Source organism: Bacillus sp. ISL-77 (genome assembly GCF_018613105.1).
The window spans coordinates 92,086-108,316 of sequence record NZ_JAGGQY010000032.1 but is presented as its reverse complement, the minus strand read 5'-3'; the positions used below and the strand labels follow the sequence as shown (position 1 = coordinate 108,316).

Below are 16,231 nucleotides of genomic sequence, written 5' to 3'. Positions count from 1 at the left end.
GCCTTTTGTCTACAATCTGGAGGGGAGGAATCATCCTCCCCTTAACTTACTTTTGAGTGTTTTTTTCAAAAAATTGCGAAGAATCCTGTTAAAGGCATCCTTTTGCTCTAACTTTGCAATATGACCAGTATTCCTTATAATGACAAATTCAGAGTGTCGAATTTTTTTATGCATTAAAAGCTGCATCCATACAGGAATTACTGAATCATATTGCGACCCCATGATTAACGTAGGGACTTTAATTTTAGGAAGTAAATTTAAATTATTGACTTCTAGACAGGCTTTAACTGATTTAAGAAAGACTTCATGGTTTGGTTTGTAAAATTTTTGAAAGTCTTCATAAATTTTTCCTTTCCATGAATTAAGTGAAATACGTGCAGCTATGTCTTTTGGAAGACTAGGATTAATTGAAAGTGAACGAACTCTCCGATAGTTTGATAGATATTTTTTCATTAGTAATGTACTCACCATGTCCATGTAAATCAGGAATAATCAAGTCATACTGATCCGCAAATTCAAACTGATTGTTCCAGCCCTCCTTTACCTCCCCAAGACCATGAATAAAGACCAAAGGTTCACCTTCACCAAAACGTAAGTAAGGAATTTTAGAGCAACTAATAGACACCTCACTCAAATTTCACCATTTGGACAATGTTGGAATAAAAAAATATTCCGACAATTTTCGCTATATTTTTAGTAATTGCAAAAATAGCTAGATAACTAATGCTTGGTATTCTAGAGGCTCGTATTTGGTCTTTCGAGGAAACGTGGATTTTTGTTGAATTTTGTCGAGGGTGCGAGGTTTACAAGTTTTCATTTAACTACAATAATCGTAACTATATTAATATTTTAATTAAGGATAATGACGAAAGATTGGAAGAATTTGCAGCCTTATTTATACGGAATATTTATTATTTGACATTAAATCATCCTAAGGAGGCAACGTATCTAATGGTTTATCAGCAAAAACCGTGGTTAAAAATTTATGACCCAAGTCTTGACGAGCATGTAAATATTGAACACAAATCACTTTACGATTTTTTACAAGGTTCAGTAAACCTTTATAACGAAAAGCCTGCATTCACCTTTTATGGCAAGGTTTGGTCCTTCAACGATACAAAAGTGATTACAGATCAATTTGCGTCTGCCTTACATCGAACTGGATTTGCTAAAGGTGATCGTTTATCTATTATGCTTCCAAATTCCCCGCATTACATATTCATGCTTTTTGGCACTTTTTGTCTTGGTGGAATCGCTGTTCAAGTTAATCCAATGTATGTAGAAAGAGAAATTGAACATGTATTAAATGATTCTGGCTCAGAATACATAGTCGTACTAGATGCATTTTATCCAAAGATTAAAGCAATTCAATCAACTACATCTTTAAAAAAGGTAATCGTTGTCAGTTTCGGTGGAGCTAGAATAGACCTTGCTGAAGGCGATCATTATTTTGATGAATTCCTGCATAAGAAAGTAAATATTCCAGAGGTTGAGATTAATCATAATGAGGACGTAGCACTTTTACAATACACAGGAGGAACGACTGGTGTTTCTAAAGGTGTTATGCTTACTCATTACAATATTCTAGCCAATGTCACCCAAGTTTGTGATTTTAGCTATCGGCCATGTAAAAATTTACCTGATGATTTGAAGATGATTACGGTTCTGCCAATGTTCCATGTTTATGGACTCTCTAGCATTGCGCTATGTGGTATTAGGGAAGGGGCAAATCAAATCGTTTTACCTCGCTTTGATTCTAAAGAAATCATGGAAACAGTAAAGCGTGAAAAACCATTTCAAATGTCAGCTGTTCCAACCATGTTTACTGCATTAAACAGTCAATCAGGTTTAGAAGAAAGCGGATTTAATGATTTATACTACATAAGCTGTGGTGGAGCACCGCTGCCCGTTGAAACTGTAAAAGCCTTCGAGAAGAAAACAGGTGCAATGCTTTATAATGGCTATGGTCTTTCCGAGTCAGCTCCAACAGCCATTTTTAGTCCACCATTCGTCCCGAGGAAATATGGAAGTGTTGGAATTCCTGTCCAAAGTACGGTCGCAAGAATAGTTCATGAAACGGATGACGGATATGTCGATGCACCAGTTGGAGAAGAAGGGGAATTAATTATCCAAGGTCCGCAGGTGATGAAAGGCTATTGGAACCGCCCAGAAGAAACAGCCAAAGTATTAAAGGATGGCTGGCTGTTTACAGGTGATATCGCAAAAATGGATGAAGACGGCTATTTTTATATTGTAGACCGGAAGAAGGATATGATTATTGCGAGCGGATACAATGTTTATCCTAGTGAAATCGAGGAAGTGCTTCATCATCTAGAAGCTATCGAAGAGGTGCTTGTCATTGGTGTCCCAGATTTATACCGCGGTGAAACCGTAAAGGCATTTGTCAAATTGAAAGAAGGATATACCATTTCTGCAGAGGAAATCAAACAATTTGGTAAGGAAAACCTTGCCCCATATAAGGCACCAAAACTAGTAGAAATACTTGAGGAGCTTCCAAAATCATCTGTCGGAAAACTTCTTAGAAGAGTATTAAGAGACCAAGAGAAATCAGGGGTTAAAGCCTAATAGAGAGGGAGAGATCCGATGAATAATCAAGAACTTTTCAGTTTAAAAGGGAAAACGGCTATTATCACTGGCGGCGGAAGAGGCTTAGGACAGCAAATCGCAGTCGCATATGCGGAAGCAGGAGCAAATGTGGTGGTTTGTTCACGTAATCTTGATGCCTGTCAGCAATTTAGTGAAGCCCTCAAAGAAAAGGGGGTTCGTACGCTAGCATTAAAATGTGATGTATCCATTCCAAACGATATCCAACTTGTCGTCGACGAAACCATGAAGGAATTTGGACGGATTGATATTTTGGTTAATAACAGTGGTACCAGTTGGGGAGCACCTGCATTAGAGATGCCTGCCGATAAATGGGATAAGGTAATGGATATTAACCTTAAGGCGGTGTTCCTATTTTCTCAAGCCGTTGGAAAAATAATGGTGGAGCAAAAGGCTGGTAAGATTATCAACATTGCATCAATTGCTGGCATGGGCGGTCAAGATCCATTAGTAATGGATGCGATTGGTTATGCTGCAAGCAAAGGCGCTGTCATTACATTAACAAAGGATTTAGCCGTTAAATTAGCACCATTTAATGTTCATGTGAATGCAATTGCCCCTGGATTTTTCCCGACTAAAATGGCTAAAGCCATCTTGGACTATTCAGGTGAAAAAATACTTGAGAGAACACCAGCAGGCCGTTTTGGTTCTGATGATGATATGAAAGGACCTGCACTTTTCTTAGCTTCGGATGCTTCTAACTATGTGTATGGTCATGTACTTGTCGTTGACGGGGGCACGACTGCCAGTGTACAGTAAAAGGTAGATACTGACTGGTAGTTAAGAGGGGTATAAATGAAGTACACCCATCAAGAAATGGATGCTTTTTATAAAAAGCTTGAAAAAAAATGGAATGAACAAATCCATGCCCGTACCAACAAACGCAGCTTTACTTTAGCTTTTGGGAGGGCATTGGAAGTACATGTGAAACAGATAAGAATTCACAAAAGGTTAACAACTAGGTGGTTAAAGCATTTAGACCTTCCGAATAAGGATGAAATAAGTGCAATTTCTGTAAGAATCGTAGATTATGAGGAAAAATTAGATTTTTTTGATGATGCGATCTACGATATTAAACAAAGCCAGTTGAAGAACAATACCCAGTTAAGAATGGTTCGGAAGTCATGTGAAGCCCTACTATCCGTTTTAGAAATGGAAGTAAAGGATATCCACGACTGCAAGATAAAAAGCCTAGAATCAGAGCTTTTAGAATTAAAACAATTATTTTTTACAAATCATTTAAATTTGGAGGAGAATAACAATGACGAAAAAAACTGAAACTGTACTAGAAGTTGAAAACCAAGAAACTGTGGTAGATGGGGAAAAGGATTTAACAAGTCTAGACCTTGTATGGAAACTTGGCTTTAATGAATTGGATGCCTGGGCAGAGCGCTTTAACAAACAGGATGAACTTTTCTTAGAGGCTGTAAAGAACTATGTGGAAAAGCTTAAACAGAATCAGGAAAATGCTATCACGATTGCTGCTCAATTTGGCATGGAACTTAAAGGGTGGGAGAAAGCAGCACGCGAAGAATTGCTTGTGACCACAACTTCACTACAGAACTTTTTTCCAGTGAAATCCTATGAAGAAATTAACCAAGTAGTAGATGACATTCAAAATAAAACTGCAAATCTATTATTAACACCTACTCAAGCGTTAATAACTGGTCAATTGGAAGTACTAGATAAATATGTGGAAACAGTTGAACAATATATTGCTTATCGAAAAAATGGCAGAGAAAAATATATTGAGAGTGTAAAGAAAACTAGCAATGTTTTATTTGAAAATCAAAAAGTATTTGTGAACATGTTAACTAAACAAGTCAAAACAGCGATGCTGCCATTTCAAAATTATATGAAGGACGTAACCGAGCAACCTAAATAATAACAATATAGGAGTGTAAGTAATGTCAGGTAAAAAACCTTACGATCCATATGAATCCCTTCATAAGTTAAGTTTATTGTGGGAAAAACAGATTAATGATTTTATCTATCTGTTGACTGATAACAAAGATTTCGTGAAAACGTCCAAATTTGGGACTGAAATTAATTCCCGTTTTCTGGAGGAATTAAAAAAGAATCAAGAAGCACTTGCTAGTGTACTAAATTTGCCTACTAAAAATGATGTCTCTAATGTTGCTACTTTAACGATCCAAGCAGAAGAGAAAATTGGAGCACTTGAGGAACAAATTTGGGAACTTCAAGATTCCATGAAGACGCAAAGCAAAGAGATTGAGAGTGTTGTAGAAATTTCCAAAGAAATTATTAAACTGACAAAGCAGCTTAAAATGGAATTAGTAAAAACGAAAAAAGAGCAGATAGACACAAAAGAATTACATGCCGAACTTCAAGAAATGAAGTTTGAAATCATGAAATTAACAAATTTTAAAGAAGAATTTGAGACTTTAAAGGGTCTTATTCTTAAAGGCACAAGTACGGAACAAGAGTTAACTGGATCAGGCTCATCCAAATAAAAATGAAACGGTGGTATGACATTGTCAACTGAAACACCATTAATGGGGTTCATTCCCGAATTGGATTATCAGAAAGAAATGGAACGTTGGGCTAATGTCTATAAGATTTTAAGTGAACCTGAGCCTAAGACAGGTCAGACTCCAAGAACTGAAGTATGGAAAAAAAATAAATCAGTTTTATGGTATTATCCTCCAAAACAGAAGAAGTATGAGATTCCTTTGTTTTTCGTGTATTCGTTATTTAATAAACCCTACATTTTAGATATAGACCCAAAGACAAGTGTAATTAAGAACCTAACCGACATGGGCTATGATGTGTATTTATTGGATTGGGGTACACCAGGCTATGAAGATAAAAAAATCGGTCTTGACACCTATATCGAGAAATATTTAAAAACAGCGGTGAAACGGGCTGTTCGCCATTCTGGAGTAGAAGAAATTACATTAATTGGCTACTGTTTAGGCGGGACGATTGCCGCAATCTATGCATCGATTGCGGAAGAACCAATAAAAAATTTAATTGTTGCAACCGTACCAATTGATTTCTCTACATTTATCGGACAAGATAAATGGGCTGAGGGCCTCAAAGAGGGAGATTTTAACATTGATCATTTCCTTGATGTTTATGGGGTGGTCCCGCCTAAATATGTTGAAATGATGTTTAGAGCGGTTGGATCACCTATTTATTTTACTAACTATACGATGCTTTTAAATCGAGCCCACGATCAGCGGTATGTTGATAAGTGGCGTCGAATGAATAAGTGGACTCTTGATCAGGTTCCTTTTACTGGGGAGGCTTATAAACAATTGGGTAATGACCTAATTAGGGATAACAAGCTGGTTAAAGGGGAATTAGTAGTTGGAAACAAAAAGGCAGATTTGCGGAATATTGATGCCAATCTATTCGTTATCTCTGGATCTAGAGACAATTTAGTTCTAGAAGAACAAAGTAAGCCAATTATGGATTTAGTATCTAGTAAGGATAAAACGTATCTTTGCGTTGAATCAGGCCATGTCGGACTAGCGTTATCTGGCTTATTTGCAGGAATTGTTGATCAATGGGCATCCAGTCGCTCAAATCCGCTTTCAAAATGATTGTGTAATAAAGTTTGGTACAAGGAAATATATAATAAATATAGGCAATGAAGTAGAGGAAGGAGAATCCTTCCTCTCTAACTTGCCGTTTTATGTTTGTTCAAAAATGTCCGAAGAACTTCGTTAAATTCATCTTTTGCCTCTAACTTAACAATATGGCCAGTATTTCTGAAAATAACAAATTCTGAATGGCGAATTTGTTTATGCATCATGCATTGAATCCATATAGGGGTTACGGTATCATACTGCCCGCCAATAATTAAGGTTGGAACTTTTATCTTAGGGAGTAAAGTTAAATTATTTACTTTTAGACATGCCTCCATTGCTTTAAAGAAAAATTCTTTGTTAGGCTTGTAAAATTTTGAAAAGTTTTCGAAATTTTCCTTTGACCAAGAATAGAGGCAGACCTTTGCTGAACTTTCTGTTATAGCCTCAAGAGCTTTATTTTCTGCGCGTAATTTCCTGAGTTTTATAAATAGTTTGCCCAGTTCTCTTGGAGCATAATGTAAAGTGCTTACCAGCATTAGGGAACGGCACATTTCTGGCGCTTGACGATATATTTCTTGTGCTACCACTCCACCCATAGAAAGTCCACATATGTGTGCGCTTTCAAATCCAAGCCCTTTCACTAGACTAATTACATCACGAGCAAAGCTTTCTATCGATATCTCCCCAGGTGAAGTATACTCTCCATGTCCGCGTAAATCAGGGATAATTAAGTCAAACTGGTTCGCAAATTCAAACTGATGTGACCATCCCTCCTTCACCTCACCAAGACCGTGAATAAAGACTAACGGCTCACCTGCACCAAGACGCAAATAAGGAATTCCGGAGCAACTTTTGAATATTTCACTCATCATTCATTCCTCCTAGTTGTTTTATAATAACCTTTATGCCCAATATTGGAACGGAGTAAACGGGTATAATATTCTGATTATCTTATTATATAATTATTAATGGAAAAGTATTACATATGGGTGTAAAACACATATATAGGTACAGGTAGTCTCCTTATCCTTTAAAGTGAGAAAACAAGTGGAAGGAATGCAGATGGTAACTAAAATGAAAAAATGTTGTCAGGTTTAAAGGAGTAAAGTTTTTAGCTAAAATGAATGCTGTAAGGGAGAAAAACTAAGCTGCTTTGAGTTATGATAGATAGATAAGAGGATTTTAAGTGAAAATGAGGTTTCGTTCATGATAAAAAAATATATGACATTTCAAAAAAATAATGGTATTGCACCGTATATTTGGACAATTCTTGGTATATTACCGTTTTACTTTATTTTTCAATCACCTTCCACAATTGAAATTGTTGTAGGAATTTTACTCACGCTGCTATTCTTTATCTTTTACCGAATTGCGTTTATTTCAAAAGGCTGGCCGGTTTATCTATGGACGTTGATCTTGATCGGTATTTCGATCACTGCGAACAGCCTATTCAATTATGTTTATTTTGCATTTTTCCTTGCCTACTTTATCGGCAATATTAAAGATAGGATTGCCTTTTTGACCTTGTATTTTATTCATTTGTTTAGTACATCGGTATCAATTAACTTCAGTATCGTCATGCATGAAAAATTATTTCTACAGCAATTGCCTTTTGTAATCATCATTTGGATTAGTGTGATCCTTCTCCCGTTTAGCATCCATAACCGGAAGGAGAGAGGGCAGCTTGAAGAAAAGCTAGTGGATGCGAATAAACGGATTTCGGAACTAGTCAAAATAGAAGAGCGCCAGCGGATTGCCCGGGACCTTCATGATACACTCGGTCAAAAGCTTTCACTCATTGGATTGAAGTCAGATTTGGCACGAAAGTTAATCTTGAAAGATCCTGATCAGGCACGGAATGAATTGAAGGATGTTCAGCAAACAGCTCGGACGGCATTAAGTGAAGTTAGAAAAATGGTTTCTTCGATGCGTGGGATCCGCTTGAAGGACGAAATCCTCCGTGTTGAACAAATCCTAAACGCTGCCCAAATAAATTTTGTGCGTGAAGGGGATTTTACACCATCAAATGTCTCGCTGTTAACGGAGAATATTTTAAGCATGTGTTTGAAAGAGGCCGTAAATAATGTCGTTAAACATAGTGAAGCTAAGTCATGTTCCATATCGATGGAACAAACGATGAAGGAATTGGTAATAAGAGTTCAGGATGATGGTATCTTTAAGGGAGAGAAGGAAAAGTTAGCAGCAGGTCATGGGCTGATTGGCATGAAAGAACGGCTGGAATTTATTAATGGCAGTCTAGATATTTTGACAAAAGAGGGAACAACGTTAATCATAAGTGTACCTAATGATGTCAAACCTGGTTTGGATAAGGAGGATAAAAAATGATTAAAATCGTGATAGCTGAAGACCAGCAAATGCTTTTAGGAGCCTTTGGTTCATTACTAAATTTAGAAGATGATATGGAAGTTGTTGGAAAGGCCTCAAACGGAGAAGAGGCCGTTGCGCTGGTGAAAAAGTTTCAACCTGATGTCTGTATTATGGATATTGAAATGCCTGGCAAGAGCGGACTGGAGGCGGCTGAAGAGTTGAAGGGTCTTGGCTGTAAAGTTATCATTTTAACCACCTTTGCCCGGACCGGTTACTTCCAACGGGCATTAAAAGCTGGTGTGAGCGGCTATTTGTTGAAGGATAGTCCTAGTGAAGAGTTGGCTAACTCCATCCGAAGTGTGATGTCAGGAAAACGAATTTATGCGCCAGAATTAATGGACGATGTATATGGAGAAGAAAACCCGTTAACTGACCGGGAAAAAGAGGTGCTAGAGCTTGTAGCTGACGGAAAAAATACGAAAGAAATCGCGGAAGAACTTAGCATCAAAACAGGAACTGTCAGAAATTACATCTCGATCATCCTCGACAAACTTGAGGTTAAAAATAGAATCGAAGCAATTACTCAATCTAAAGAAAAGGGCTGGTTCAAATAAAGAGTGTTTTTACGGTGTCAGGCACCGTTAAAACACTTTTTTTTTTTCACATGATCTAAGTAGGTCAGACACTTGGGGAAGTGTAAATCCTAAATAAATGATTAAATTTTTCTTGAATTATAATCACGTGATAATCCTCTATTAAGATTGCAAATAAGTTTTATTTTTTTGAAAAGTGTAGTTTACTATAATAGAAAGTAAATAAAGGAAGTTTATTACAGAAAGGGATTGATTTTTTGATGGGAGAATCAATAAAAGATGAGATAGATGGCAGCAAGGTAATGCCCCGCTCCCAACGGTTATGGATGGCTGGTATCCTCGGTACGTTAGCAGCATTCGGTCCCTTGTCGATTGATATGTATTTACCTGCTCTTCCTGAGTTAGCAAAAGATTTTCACTCAAATCCGTCACTGGTTCAATTTAGTTTAACCTTTTTCTTGCTGGGATTAGCTTTTGGTCAGCTGTTTTCTGGTCCACTTAGTGATGTTTATGGGCGCCGTAAGCCGTTGCTTATCGGATTAATCACTTATTTTGTTGTTTCACTATTATGTGTGTTTAGTCCCTCGATTTGGACATTTATTATTTTACGATTAATTCAAGGGCTCGCAGGTTCCGCTGGAATTGTTATTTCACGGGCGGTTGTTCGGGATTTATATTCAGGTTCAGAATTAACCAAATTCTTTGCGTTGCTTGCATTGGTTAATGGCCTCGCTCCGATTCTAGCACCTGTTGTGGGTGCACAGTTCTTAAAAATTGTACCTTGGCAAGGTATATTTATCGTCTTAAGTATAATCGGATTGCTGATGTCCATTGTTGTATTTTTTTGGCTTCCAGAAACACATCCTGAAGAAAAAAGGGCTGCAGGAGGGTTGAAAAATACGTTTATTACCTTTAAAAACCTCATTTTAGATCGCAGTTTCATGGGATATGCTTTAGTACAAGGACTTGTTTTTGCTGCTATGTTTGCGTATATTTCAGGCTCACCTTTTGTGGTGCAGAATATATATGGTGGCTCTGCCCAAATGTTTAGTTTGATCTTTGCTATAAATGGGGTTGGAATCATGATTGCTAGTCAAACGACAGGAAGATTGGCTGGTCGAATACACGAGTCAAAGCTGTTCGTTTTTGGAATCGGGATGTCTTTTTTTGGTGGAATTATATTACTGCTTCTTTTGATTTTACATGCTGACTTACTAATTGTCTTACTGCCACTATTCTTTGTGGTAACCAGTGTCGGGGTGGTTAATACGGCAGGATTTTCCCTTGCTATGCAAAAACAAGGGAAGTCTGCAGGCAGTGCATCTGCTCTTTTAGGAGTCATGTCTCTTTCCTTTGGAGGAATTGTTGCTCCCCTTGTGGGATTAGGAGGAGAACATACAGCGATACCAATGGGAATTGTCATCGCTTGTGCTGGTGGGGGAGCGGTCCTTTTATACATGTTTCTTGTACATAACAAAAACCAAACAAATTGAGGTTACAAGGGTAAGTAAATTTCGGCTTCAAATTCTACTGTAAAAACGGCAGCTACGCTTCAGCTGCCGTTTTGTAATTATCAATAAAGCCTTTAATATATTCAAATACTTCCAAAGGGCGCTCTTCTGGAAGGGCATGGCCAGTATCTTTTAACACAATCAACTCAGAGTTGGTTAGGTCTTTATTTAGCTTTTCTCCTACATTAAGCGGCATCGATTTATCATGATCCCCCCAAAGTAATAAACAAGGTGTTTTGATTTGGTTTAGGATCTCAACGGGCAAGTCTCCCTCACGGTCACGAATCATTCTTGTAAGCGCGACGAAAATCTCATCTTCTAAAAAAGGCTGTAAGTACCCATTTATCATTTCTTCGTTGATAATGGCATGGTTAAATAGTGCGTCTTGAAGATTCTTTTTTACACCAGTCCGTGCAAACCAATATTTTACGAAGAGATGGAAATAGGGAAGGTAGCTAGTCAAGATTAAGGGCAATTTAGAGCGTTTAAGATAAGCTGAACTGCAGAGTAGAATGGCTGTGTCTGCTAGCTCTGGCATCATATGAAGGATATTTAATACAATTTGCCCACCCATGGAATGACCAATAAAGGTCATTTTTTTTAACCCCAAAGACTCCGTAAGTTTTATGACAGTTTGGGCTAAATTCTTGTAGGAATAGACATAACGGTTACATTTCGCACTTTTCCCAAATGGGGGAAGATCAACGGATAGTACCTGGTAGTCTTTCTTCAATAATGAGATCAAATGGCGAAATGTGAAGGTGGAAGAAAGGAACCCATGTAATAATATAAACGTTTTTTCCGATGTTTGATTTGGATAAAATTCATAATATACATTAATGTTATTAACTGGTCGATAACCTGATAAGACTGTTTGTTCCATCTAAATCCCTCACCTGCTCCGTCAATAAAATAGATGAGTATAATGTTCCCCAAAAATCGATACATACACAAAAAAATCTGCAGATAGCAAAACAGCCCAAACATAGTTCTAAAATAAAAATTTTCAAAAAGTTAGTACAAAAAACCTATACAAATCTGATAATATTTAAAATAAATGGATATTTTTGGTGTGCGTCCATCCGTCGTGGACAAATGGGGAAAGTGTCTTTTTTCGGTGCCTGACACCAGCTTTTTGTGTTTTTGATCATTTGGTAAAAATTTTTTTTAGATTTTTGAAATAAAGTGTTTGAATTTTTAGAAAACTCCTTGTATAATTAGAAAAAACGTAAGGAGTTGATTTCCATGGAAAAGAAATTACTTAATTCACCACAACATTCGGATGAGAATACAGATGCTGTAGTTGCTGAGATGTTTCTAAACAATGCCCTGCTAGAGTTTAAGAGGGAGAAAATCCGCAAGGAAATCGACCACACATTACAACATGGGGATAAAGAATTATTCCTAAGGTTAACAGAAGAGCTAAAGAAAATTTCTTAAATCATTTACTAACTAATCCTATTACTATTAAAAAAGAAGCCCTATCCAACCATTGGATGGGCTTCTTTCTGTTTTCAGCTCAGCTATTGTCGTCATCGGCCTTGTTATCGTCATCACCTCTGTGTCTGTTCTGATGAGCACCGTCATCGGCAGTTGTAATATCACCACTGTTATTATCATCAGCTTTTACTATTATCACTGTTTGACCATGTTCTGTTTCAATTTCTACCTTTTTCCCATTAACTTTTGATCCTATCTTTTTGTCATCCTGATGAATCGAGTCATCCACTCGAGTATCCTTTTTTGAAGCTCCCACAGCCACTGCTCCACTCAAAATAAGTAACCATTAAGGACTGAATAAAAGTTCTCTCTCCATGTGTGTCAGTTACCAATTCTTCAGTGGTGCCTGACACCCATTTCAAGTATGATATAAAAAGAAAAACAATTAGGGGTGGAATGTTTGCATCAACTTCATTTGTACAGTAAAAAAATTCCTTATTCTTATTCAAGATTTTTCAGTCAGTTTCGTGTACTTGCTGAGAATAGCACCCATCATGTGCTATTGGAAAGTGGGCGTGGCGGGCGTTACAGTATTGCTGCGTTCCAGCCTGAAACGATTATCAAAGGTAAGAATCGTATACTTGAAATTCACAATGAAAAGGGTTCTGAGAGGTTGGAAGGAAATCCGCTTCACTTATTGAAGGAATGGATGAGCCAGTATCATGTTGATAAAATAGAAGGTCTACCGAGTTTCCTCGGCGGTGCGATTGGTTACATAAGCTATGATCATGCTCGTAACATAGAAAAACTGCCTGAGATAGCAAAAGATGATTTAGAAATGCCGGAAATTTACTTTTTCATAGTAAAGGAATGGTTTATTTACGATCATGAACAAGACCTATTATGGCTGTTGATAGTGGCTGAAAACGATCAGAATATTGATAATCGGTTAGCATTTTGGGAACAACGCTGGCTTCATGAATCATCATCTAATCCACCTCATAAAGCAGATAAGATTGACTTGGATCAATTAGAGGTTTCGATGACAGAAGATGAATTTAAACAGGCAGTAACAAAAGTACAACAATATATTTCACAAGGTGATGTGTTCCAGGTGAACCTAGCAGTCCGCCAATCAAAACCGATTGAAGTTGAGGCACTTAAAGTGTATGAACAATTAAGATACTTAAATCCATCTCCATATATGGCCTATCTTCATACACCAGACTTTCAGCTTGTAAGTGGATCACCAGAACTGCTTGTTAAAAAAAATGGACAAGAAGTAAGCACCCGACCCATCGCCGGCACTCGTTCAAGAGGTAAGAACCACGAAGAAGATATCAAACTGGCCAATGAATTAATTGAAAACGAAAAGGAACGAGCGGAACATGTAATGCTAGTGGATTTAGAACGGAATGATCTTGGAAGGGTATGTAAGTACGGAACAGTTGAGGTCAATGAATTTATGGTCATTGAAAAATACTCACATGTGATGCACATCGTCTCCAATGTAAGGGGGGAATTGGCGGAAGACAAATCTAGCATTGATATTATAGATGCTGTTTTCCCCGGTGGAACCATTACAGGCGCGCCTAAGGTTCGAACAATGGAGATAATAGAAGAGCTTGAGCCTGTCCAACGGGGAATTTATACGGGATCACTCGGTTGGATTGATTTTAGTGGTGATCTAGAATTAAACATTATCATCCGAACCATGCTCATTAAAGATGGAATGGCACATGTTCAAGCTGGTGCCGGGATTGTTATTGATTCTAATCCAAAGCATGAATACAAAGAATCTATGAAAAAGGCTGCTGCATTATGGAAGGCAAAAGAAATGGCAGAGGAGTAAGCAAAAATGATTTTTATGATAGATAATTATGATTCCTTTACCTTTAACTTAGTGCAATATTTAGGTGCACTTGGAGAAGAATTAGTGGTCAAGCGAAATAATCAAACGTCAATTGCCGAGATTTCAGAACTACAGCCTGAATTCTTAATGGTTTCTCCAGGGCCATGTAGTCCAAATGAAGCGGGAATAAGCTTGGATGCAATAAAAGCATTTGCAGGGAAAATCCCGATATTTGGTGTGTGTCTAGGTCAGCAAGCAATTGCCCAAGCTTTTAATGGAGAGGTTATTCGAGCAGAAAGACTCATGCACGGGAAAACATCCGATATGTATCATGATGGAAAGACGATTTTTCAAGGTTTACCGAACCCTTTTCCAGCGACACGATACCACTCATTGATTGTCAAAAGAGAGACTCTTCCAGATTGTTTTGAGATTTCTGCATGGACAAAAGACGGGGAAATTATGGCGATTCGTCATAAGGAATTACCAATTGAAGGAGTTCAGTTTCACCCCGAATCTATTTTGACTACTTCGGGAAAAGATCTTTTGCGCAACTTCGTCCATCATTATAAAAATATTTTAATGCAAAAGGGTCATTAAGTATGGTGATTTATTTAAACGGACAATTTTTAAAAAAAGAAGATGCGATGATTTCCCCGTTGGATCATGGTTTTTTATATGGAATGGGATTATTTGAAACATTTCGAGTGTATGAAGGGTTTCCCTTTTTATTAGATGATCATCTAGCACGTCTAAATCAAGGTTTAGACGTGCTTAACATTAACTACCGATTTCATCGTGAAGAAACGAATAGAATCTTGCAGGATTTACTGAAAATAAACAATTTATCTAATGCCTATATCCGCTTGAATGTCTCAGCCGGAATAGGTGATGTTGGTTTGCAGGTGGAACCTTACAAGGAACCGAACATCCTTATTTTTCCTAAGCCGTTACCGCTGGCAGGAGAATTATCGGAAAAAAAGGCTGTTTTATTGAAGTTGAGGCGGAACAGTCCAGAAGGAATTGAACGAGTAAAGTCACATCATTTTATGAATAATATCTTGGCAAAAAGAGAGATTGGAAATGCTGCTGATATTGAAGGTATTTTCCGAACTGAGGATGGATACTTGGCTGAAGGGATCGTATCTAATATCTTTTGGGTAAAAGGTAACGTCTTATATACTCCTTCAGTACAAACAGGTATTTTAAATGGGATTACACGGCAGTTTGTTATCGAATTAGCGAAGAAACATAATCTTTGTGTTAAAGAGGGATTGTATTTATTAAAACACGTTCTTGAGGCCGATGAGATGTTTGTGACCAATTCAATACAGGAAATCGTACCAATTACTACATTTGAGGGTCATCAATTACCAGGTAAACAGGGACAAGTAGTTCAACAATTACATCGCGAATATCGCCATTATTGTCAAAGTCTGTGGTCAAGGAATGGTTTAGGGAGTGAATAACTTTGAAAGAAAAAATACTAACAGAAATCAAAAAAATAGAAGAAGAATATGGAGTAAGAATCTGTCTTGCTGTAGAGTCAGGAAGCAGAGCATGGGGCTTCCCATCCAAGGATAGTGATTACGATGTCCGGTTTATTTATGTCCATAAAATGGACTGGTATTTGAGCATTGATCAAAAGCGAGATGTGATTGAACTGCCAATTAATGATCTCCTTGATATTAATGGCTGGGAATTGCGTAAAGCCCTCCAACTTTTTAGAAAATCAAATCCCCCGCTAATGGAGTGGCTCCATTCGGGGATAGTTTATTATCAGGCTTTTTCGTTAGTAGATAAATTGAAAGCAATTCAAAATCAAGTGTTTTTGCCACAGTCAGCACTCTACCACTACTTAAATATGGCAAAAGGTAATTTTCGTGATTACCTCCGAAGCGATCAAGTGAAAATTAAAAAATACTTTTATGTCCTTCGTCCAGTTTTAGCTTGTATGTGGATTGAAAGATATAATTCAGTACCGCCGATTGAATTTCAGACATTGGTAGAGGAACTCCTTGTTGAGGGGCCACTTAAGAAGGAAATCCTTACCTTGTTAGAAAGGAAAATTAGCGGGGATGAACTAAACCTCGAACCAAAGATTACTTCCATTAATGACTTTTTGGAGAAAGAAATCAACCGGCTTGAAGAATACACCAAAACCCTTAGAGCCTCCAAAGAGGATATGACTCCAATTCTAGATGATTTATTCAGAGAAGTCCTCGATGAGGTTTGGGCTTAAATATTACTGCAAAAAGTTCAACAATTATTCACAAGTTGCTCCTATAAAGATATTGTTAATATTCTTATTTATCATTATTATAG

18 protein-coding genes are annotated in these 16,231 nt (G+C 37.4%); 14 read left to right on the top strand and 4 right to left on the bottom strand.

Annotated features, from left to right (window positions below):
• Positions 1-30 precede the first annotated feature (30 nt).
• Positions 31-453 (bottom strand): alpha/beta fold hydrolase, encoded by a 423-nt coding sequence (locus tag J7E77_RS12680; RefSeq protein ID WP_251028060.1) that lies wholly within the window; start codon positions 451-453, stop codon positions 31-33.
• 498 nt (positions 454-951) lie between these two features.
• On the opposite strand from J7E77_RS12680, the gene J7E77_RS12675 reads away from it, so the two are divergent.
• Genes J7E77_RS12675 through J7E77_RS12650 form a run of 6 tightly spaced genes read left to right on the top strand, consistent with a single transcriptional unit; the run spans position 952 to position 6,194 of the window.
• Positions 952-2,586 carry a long-chain-fatty-acid--CoA ligase gene (locus J7E77_RS12675; RefSeq protein WP_214714782.1) on the top strand — a complete coding sequence of 545 codons (1,635 nt, stop codon included), beginning with the start codon at positions 952-954 and terminating at the stop codon, positions 2,584-2,586.
• 18 nt (positions 2,587-2,604) lie between these two features.
• Entirely contained in the window at positions 2,605-3,384 is a 780-nt protein-coding gene (locus J7E77_RS12670; protein ID WP_214714781.1) for an SDR family oxidoreductase, read from the top strand.
• Between the two features lie 36 nt (positions 3,385-3,420).
• Positions 3,421-3,903: a hypothetical protein gene (locus J7E77_RS12665; protein ID WP_214714780.1), complete on the top strand. Its 483-nt coding sequence runs from the start codon at positions 3,421-3,423 to the stop codon at positions 3,901-3,903.
• Positions 3,887-4,510, top strand: coding sequence for a hypothetical protein (locus tag J7E77_RS12660; protein ID WP_214714778.1), 624 nt, complete (start codon positions 3,887-3,889; stop codon positions 4,508-4,510). The genes J7E77_RS12665 and J7E77_RS12660 overlap by 17 nt, the downstream gene beginning before the upstream one ends.
• Before the next feature lie 22 nt (positions 4,511-4,532).
• Positions 4,533-5,099 carry a polyhydroxyalkanoate biosynthesis repressor PhaR gene (locus tag J7E77_RS12655; RefSeq protein ID WP_214714776.1) on the top strand — a complete coding sequence of 189 codons (567 nt, stop codon included), beginning with the start codon at positions 4,533-4,535 and terminating at the stop codon, positions 5,097-5,099.
• Between the two features lie 21 nt (positions 5,100-5,120).
• Positions 5,121-6,194 carry an alpha/beta fold hydrolase gene (locus J7E77_RS12650; RefSeq protein ID WP_214714774.1) on the top strand — a complete coding sequence of 358 codons (1,074 nt, stop codon included), beginning with the start codon at positions 5,121-5,123 and terminating at the stop codon, positions 6,192-6,194.
• A 77-nt stretch (positions 6,195-6,271) separates the two neighbouring features.
• Here J7E77_RS12650 and J7E77_RS12645 read toward each other — a convergent pair whose 3' ends face one another.
• Positions 6,272-7,054 (bottom strand): alpha/beta fold hydrolase, encoded by a 783-nt coding sequence (locus J7E77_RS12645; RefSeq protein ID WP_251026790.1) that lies wholly within the window; start codon positions 7,052-7,054, stop codon positions 6,272-6,274.
• 334 nt (positions 7,055-7,388) lie between these two features.
• Here J7E77_RS12645 and J7E77_RS12640 point away from each other — a divergent pair, with 334 nt between their 5' ends.
• The 3 genes from J7E77_RS12640 (at position 7,389) to J7E77_RS12630 (ending at position 10,596) form a co-directional block, all read left to right on the top strand.
• Positions 7,389-8,528: a sensor histidine kinase gene (locus J7E77_RS12640; protein WP_214714773.1), complete on the top strand. Its 1,140-nt coding sequence runs from the start codon at positions 7,389-7,391 to the stop codon at positions 8,526-8,528.
• Positions 8,525-9,124 carry a response regulator transcription factor gene (locus J7E77_RS12635; RefSeq protein WP_088086152.1) on the top strand — a complete coding sequence of 200 codons (600 nt, stop codon included), beginning with the start codon at positions 8,525-8,527 and terminating at the stop codon, positions 9,122-9,124. Before J7E77_RS12640 ends, J7E77_RS12635 begins: the two co-directional genes overlap by 4 nt.
• A gap of 239 nt (positions 9,125-9,363) precedes the next feature.
• Positions 9,364-10,596: a multidrug effflux MFS transporter gene (locus J7E77_RS12630; protein WP_214714791.1), complete on the top strand. Its 1,233-nt coding sequence runs from the start codon at positions 9,364-9,366 to the stop codon at positions 10,594-10,596.
• A gap of 52 nt (positions 10,597-10,648) precedes the next feature.
• Here the strand turns inward: J7E77_RS12630 and J7E77_RS12625 are convergent, their stop codons facing one another.
• Positions 10,649-11,497 carry an alpha/beta fold hydrolase gene (locus tag J7E77_RS12625; protein ID WP_214714772.1) on the bottom strand — a complete coding sequence of 283 codons (849 nt, stop codon included), beginning with the start codon at positions 11,495-11,497 and terminating at the stop codon, positions 10,649-10,651.
• A gap of 362 nt (positions 11,498-11,859) precedes the next feature.
• Between J7E77_RS12625 and J7E77_RS12620 the strand changes: the two genes are divergently transcribed.
• Positions 11,860-12,054, top strand: coding sequence for an IDEAL domain-containing protein (locus J7E77_RS12620; protein WP_214714770.1), 195 nt, complete (start codon positions 11,860-11,862; stop codon positions 12,052-12,054).
• A gap of 79 nt (positions 12,055-12,133) precedes the next feature.
• Here the strand turns inward: J7E77_RS12620 and J7E77_RS12615 are convergent, their stop codons facing one another.
• On the bottom strand, positions 12,134-12,388 hold the full coding sequence (locus J7E77_RS12615) for a hypothetical protein (RefSeq protein WP_214714769.1): 255 nt from the start codon (positions 12,386-12,388) through the stop codon (positions 12,134-12,136).
• Between the two features lie 126 nt (positions 12,389-12,514).
• On the opposite strand from J7E77_RS12615, the gene pabB reads away from it, so the two are divergent.
• The 4 genes from pabB to J7E77_RS12595 are packed head-to-tail and all read left to right on the top strand — an operon-like array spanning position 12,515 to position 16,148.
• On the top strand, positions 12,515-13,906 hold the full coding sequence (pabB, locus tag J7E77_RS12610; RefSeq protein ID WP_214714767.1) for an aminodeoxychorismate synthase, component I: 1,392 nt from the start codon (positions 12,515-12,517) through the stop codon (positions 13,904-13,906).
• A gap of 6 nt (positions 13,907-13,912) precedes the next feature.
• On the top strand, positions 13,913-14,506 hold the full coding sequence (gene pabA / locus J7E77_RS12605; protein ID WP_214714765.1) for an aminodeoxychorismate/anthranilate synthase component II: 594 nt from the start codon (positions 13,913-13,915) through the stop codon (positions 14,504-14,506).
• Positions 14,507-14,508: 2 nt separating this feature from the next.
• A complete protein-coding gene (gene pabC, locus J7E77_RS12600) occupies positions 14,509-15,375 on the top strand; it encodes an aminodeoxychorismate lyase (protein WP_214714763.1) in 867 nt (288 codons plus the stop codon).
• Positions 15,376-15,377: 2 nt separating this feature from the next.
• Positions 15,378-16,148, top strand: coding sequence for a nucleotidyltransferase domain-containing protein (locus tag J7E77_RS12595; RefSeq protein ID WP_214714761.1), 771 nt, complete (start codon positions 15,378-15,380; stop codon positions 16,146-16,148).
• Positions 16,149-16,231 lie beyond the last annotated feature (83 nt).

Coding starts and splice junctions, on each gene's coding strand:
- J7E77_RS12680 (WP_251028060.1), bottom strand. CDS start 453: ATGAAAAAATATCTATCAAACTATCGGAGAGTTCGTTCACTTTCAATT.
- J7E77_RS12675 (WP_214714782.1), top strand. CDS start 952: ATGGTTTATCAGCAAAAACCGTGGTTAAAAATTTATGACCCAAGTCTT.
- J7E77_RS12670 (WP_214714781.1), top strand. CDS start 2,605: ATGAATAATCAAGAACTTTTCAGTTTAAAAGGGAAAACGGCTATTATC.
- J7E77_RS12665 (WP_214714780.1), top strand. CDS start 3,421: ATGAAGTACACCCATCAAGAAATGGATGCTTTTTATAAAAAGCTTGAA.
- J7E77_RS12660 (WP_214714778.1), top strand. CDS start 3,887: ATGACGAAAAAAACTGAAACTGTACTAGAAGTTGAAAACCAAGAAACT.
- J7E77_RS12655 (WP_214714776.1), top strand. CDS start 4,533: ATGTCAGGTAAAAAACCTTACGATCCATATGAATCCCTTCATAAGTTA.
- J7E77_RS12645 (WP_251026790.1), bottom strand. CDS start 7,054: ATGATGAGTGAAATATTCAAAAGTTGCTCCGGAATTCCTTATTTGCGT.
- J7E77_RS12640 (WP_214714773.1), top strand. CDS start 7,389: ATGATAAAAAAATATATGACATTTCAAAAAAATAATGGTATTGCACCG.
- J7E77_RS12635 (WP_088086152.1), top strand. CDS start 8,525: ATGATTAAAATCGTGATAGCTGAAGACCAGCAAATGCTTTTAGGAGCC.
- J7E77_RS12630 (WP_214714791.1), top strand. CDS start 9,364: ATGGGAGAATCAATAAAAGATGAGATAGATGGCAGCAAGGTAATGCCC.
- J7E77_RS12625 (WP_214714772.1), bottom strand. CDS start 11,497: ATGGAACAAACAGTCTTATCAGGTTATCGACCAGTTAATAACATTAAT.
- J7E77_RS12620 (WP_214714770.1), top strand. CDS start 11,860: ATGGAAAAGAAATTACTTAATTCACCACAACATTCGGATGAGAATACA.
- pabA (WP_214714765.1), top strand. CDS start 13,913: ATGATTTTTATGATAGATAATTATGATTCCTTTACCTTTAACTTAGTG.
- pabC (WP_214714763.1), top strand. CDS start 14,509: ATGGTGATTTATTTAAACGGACAATTTTTAAAAAAAGAAGATGCGATG.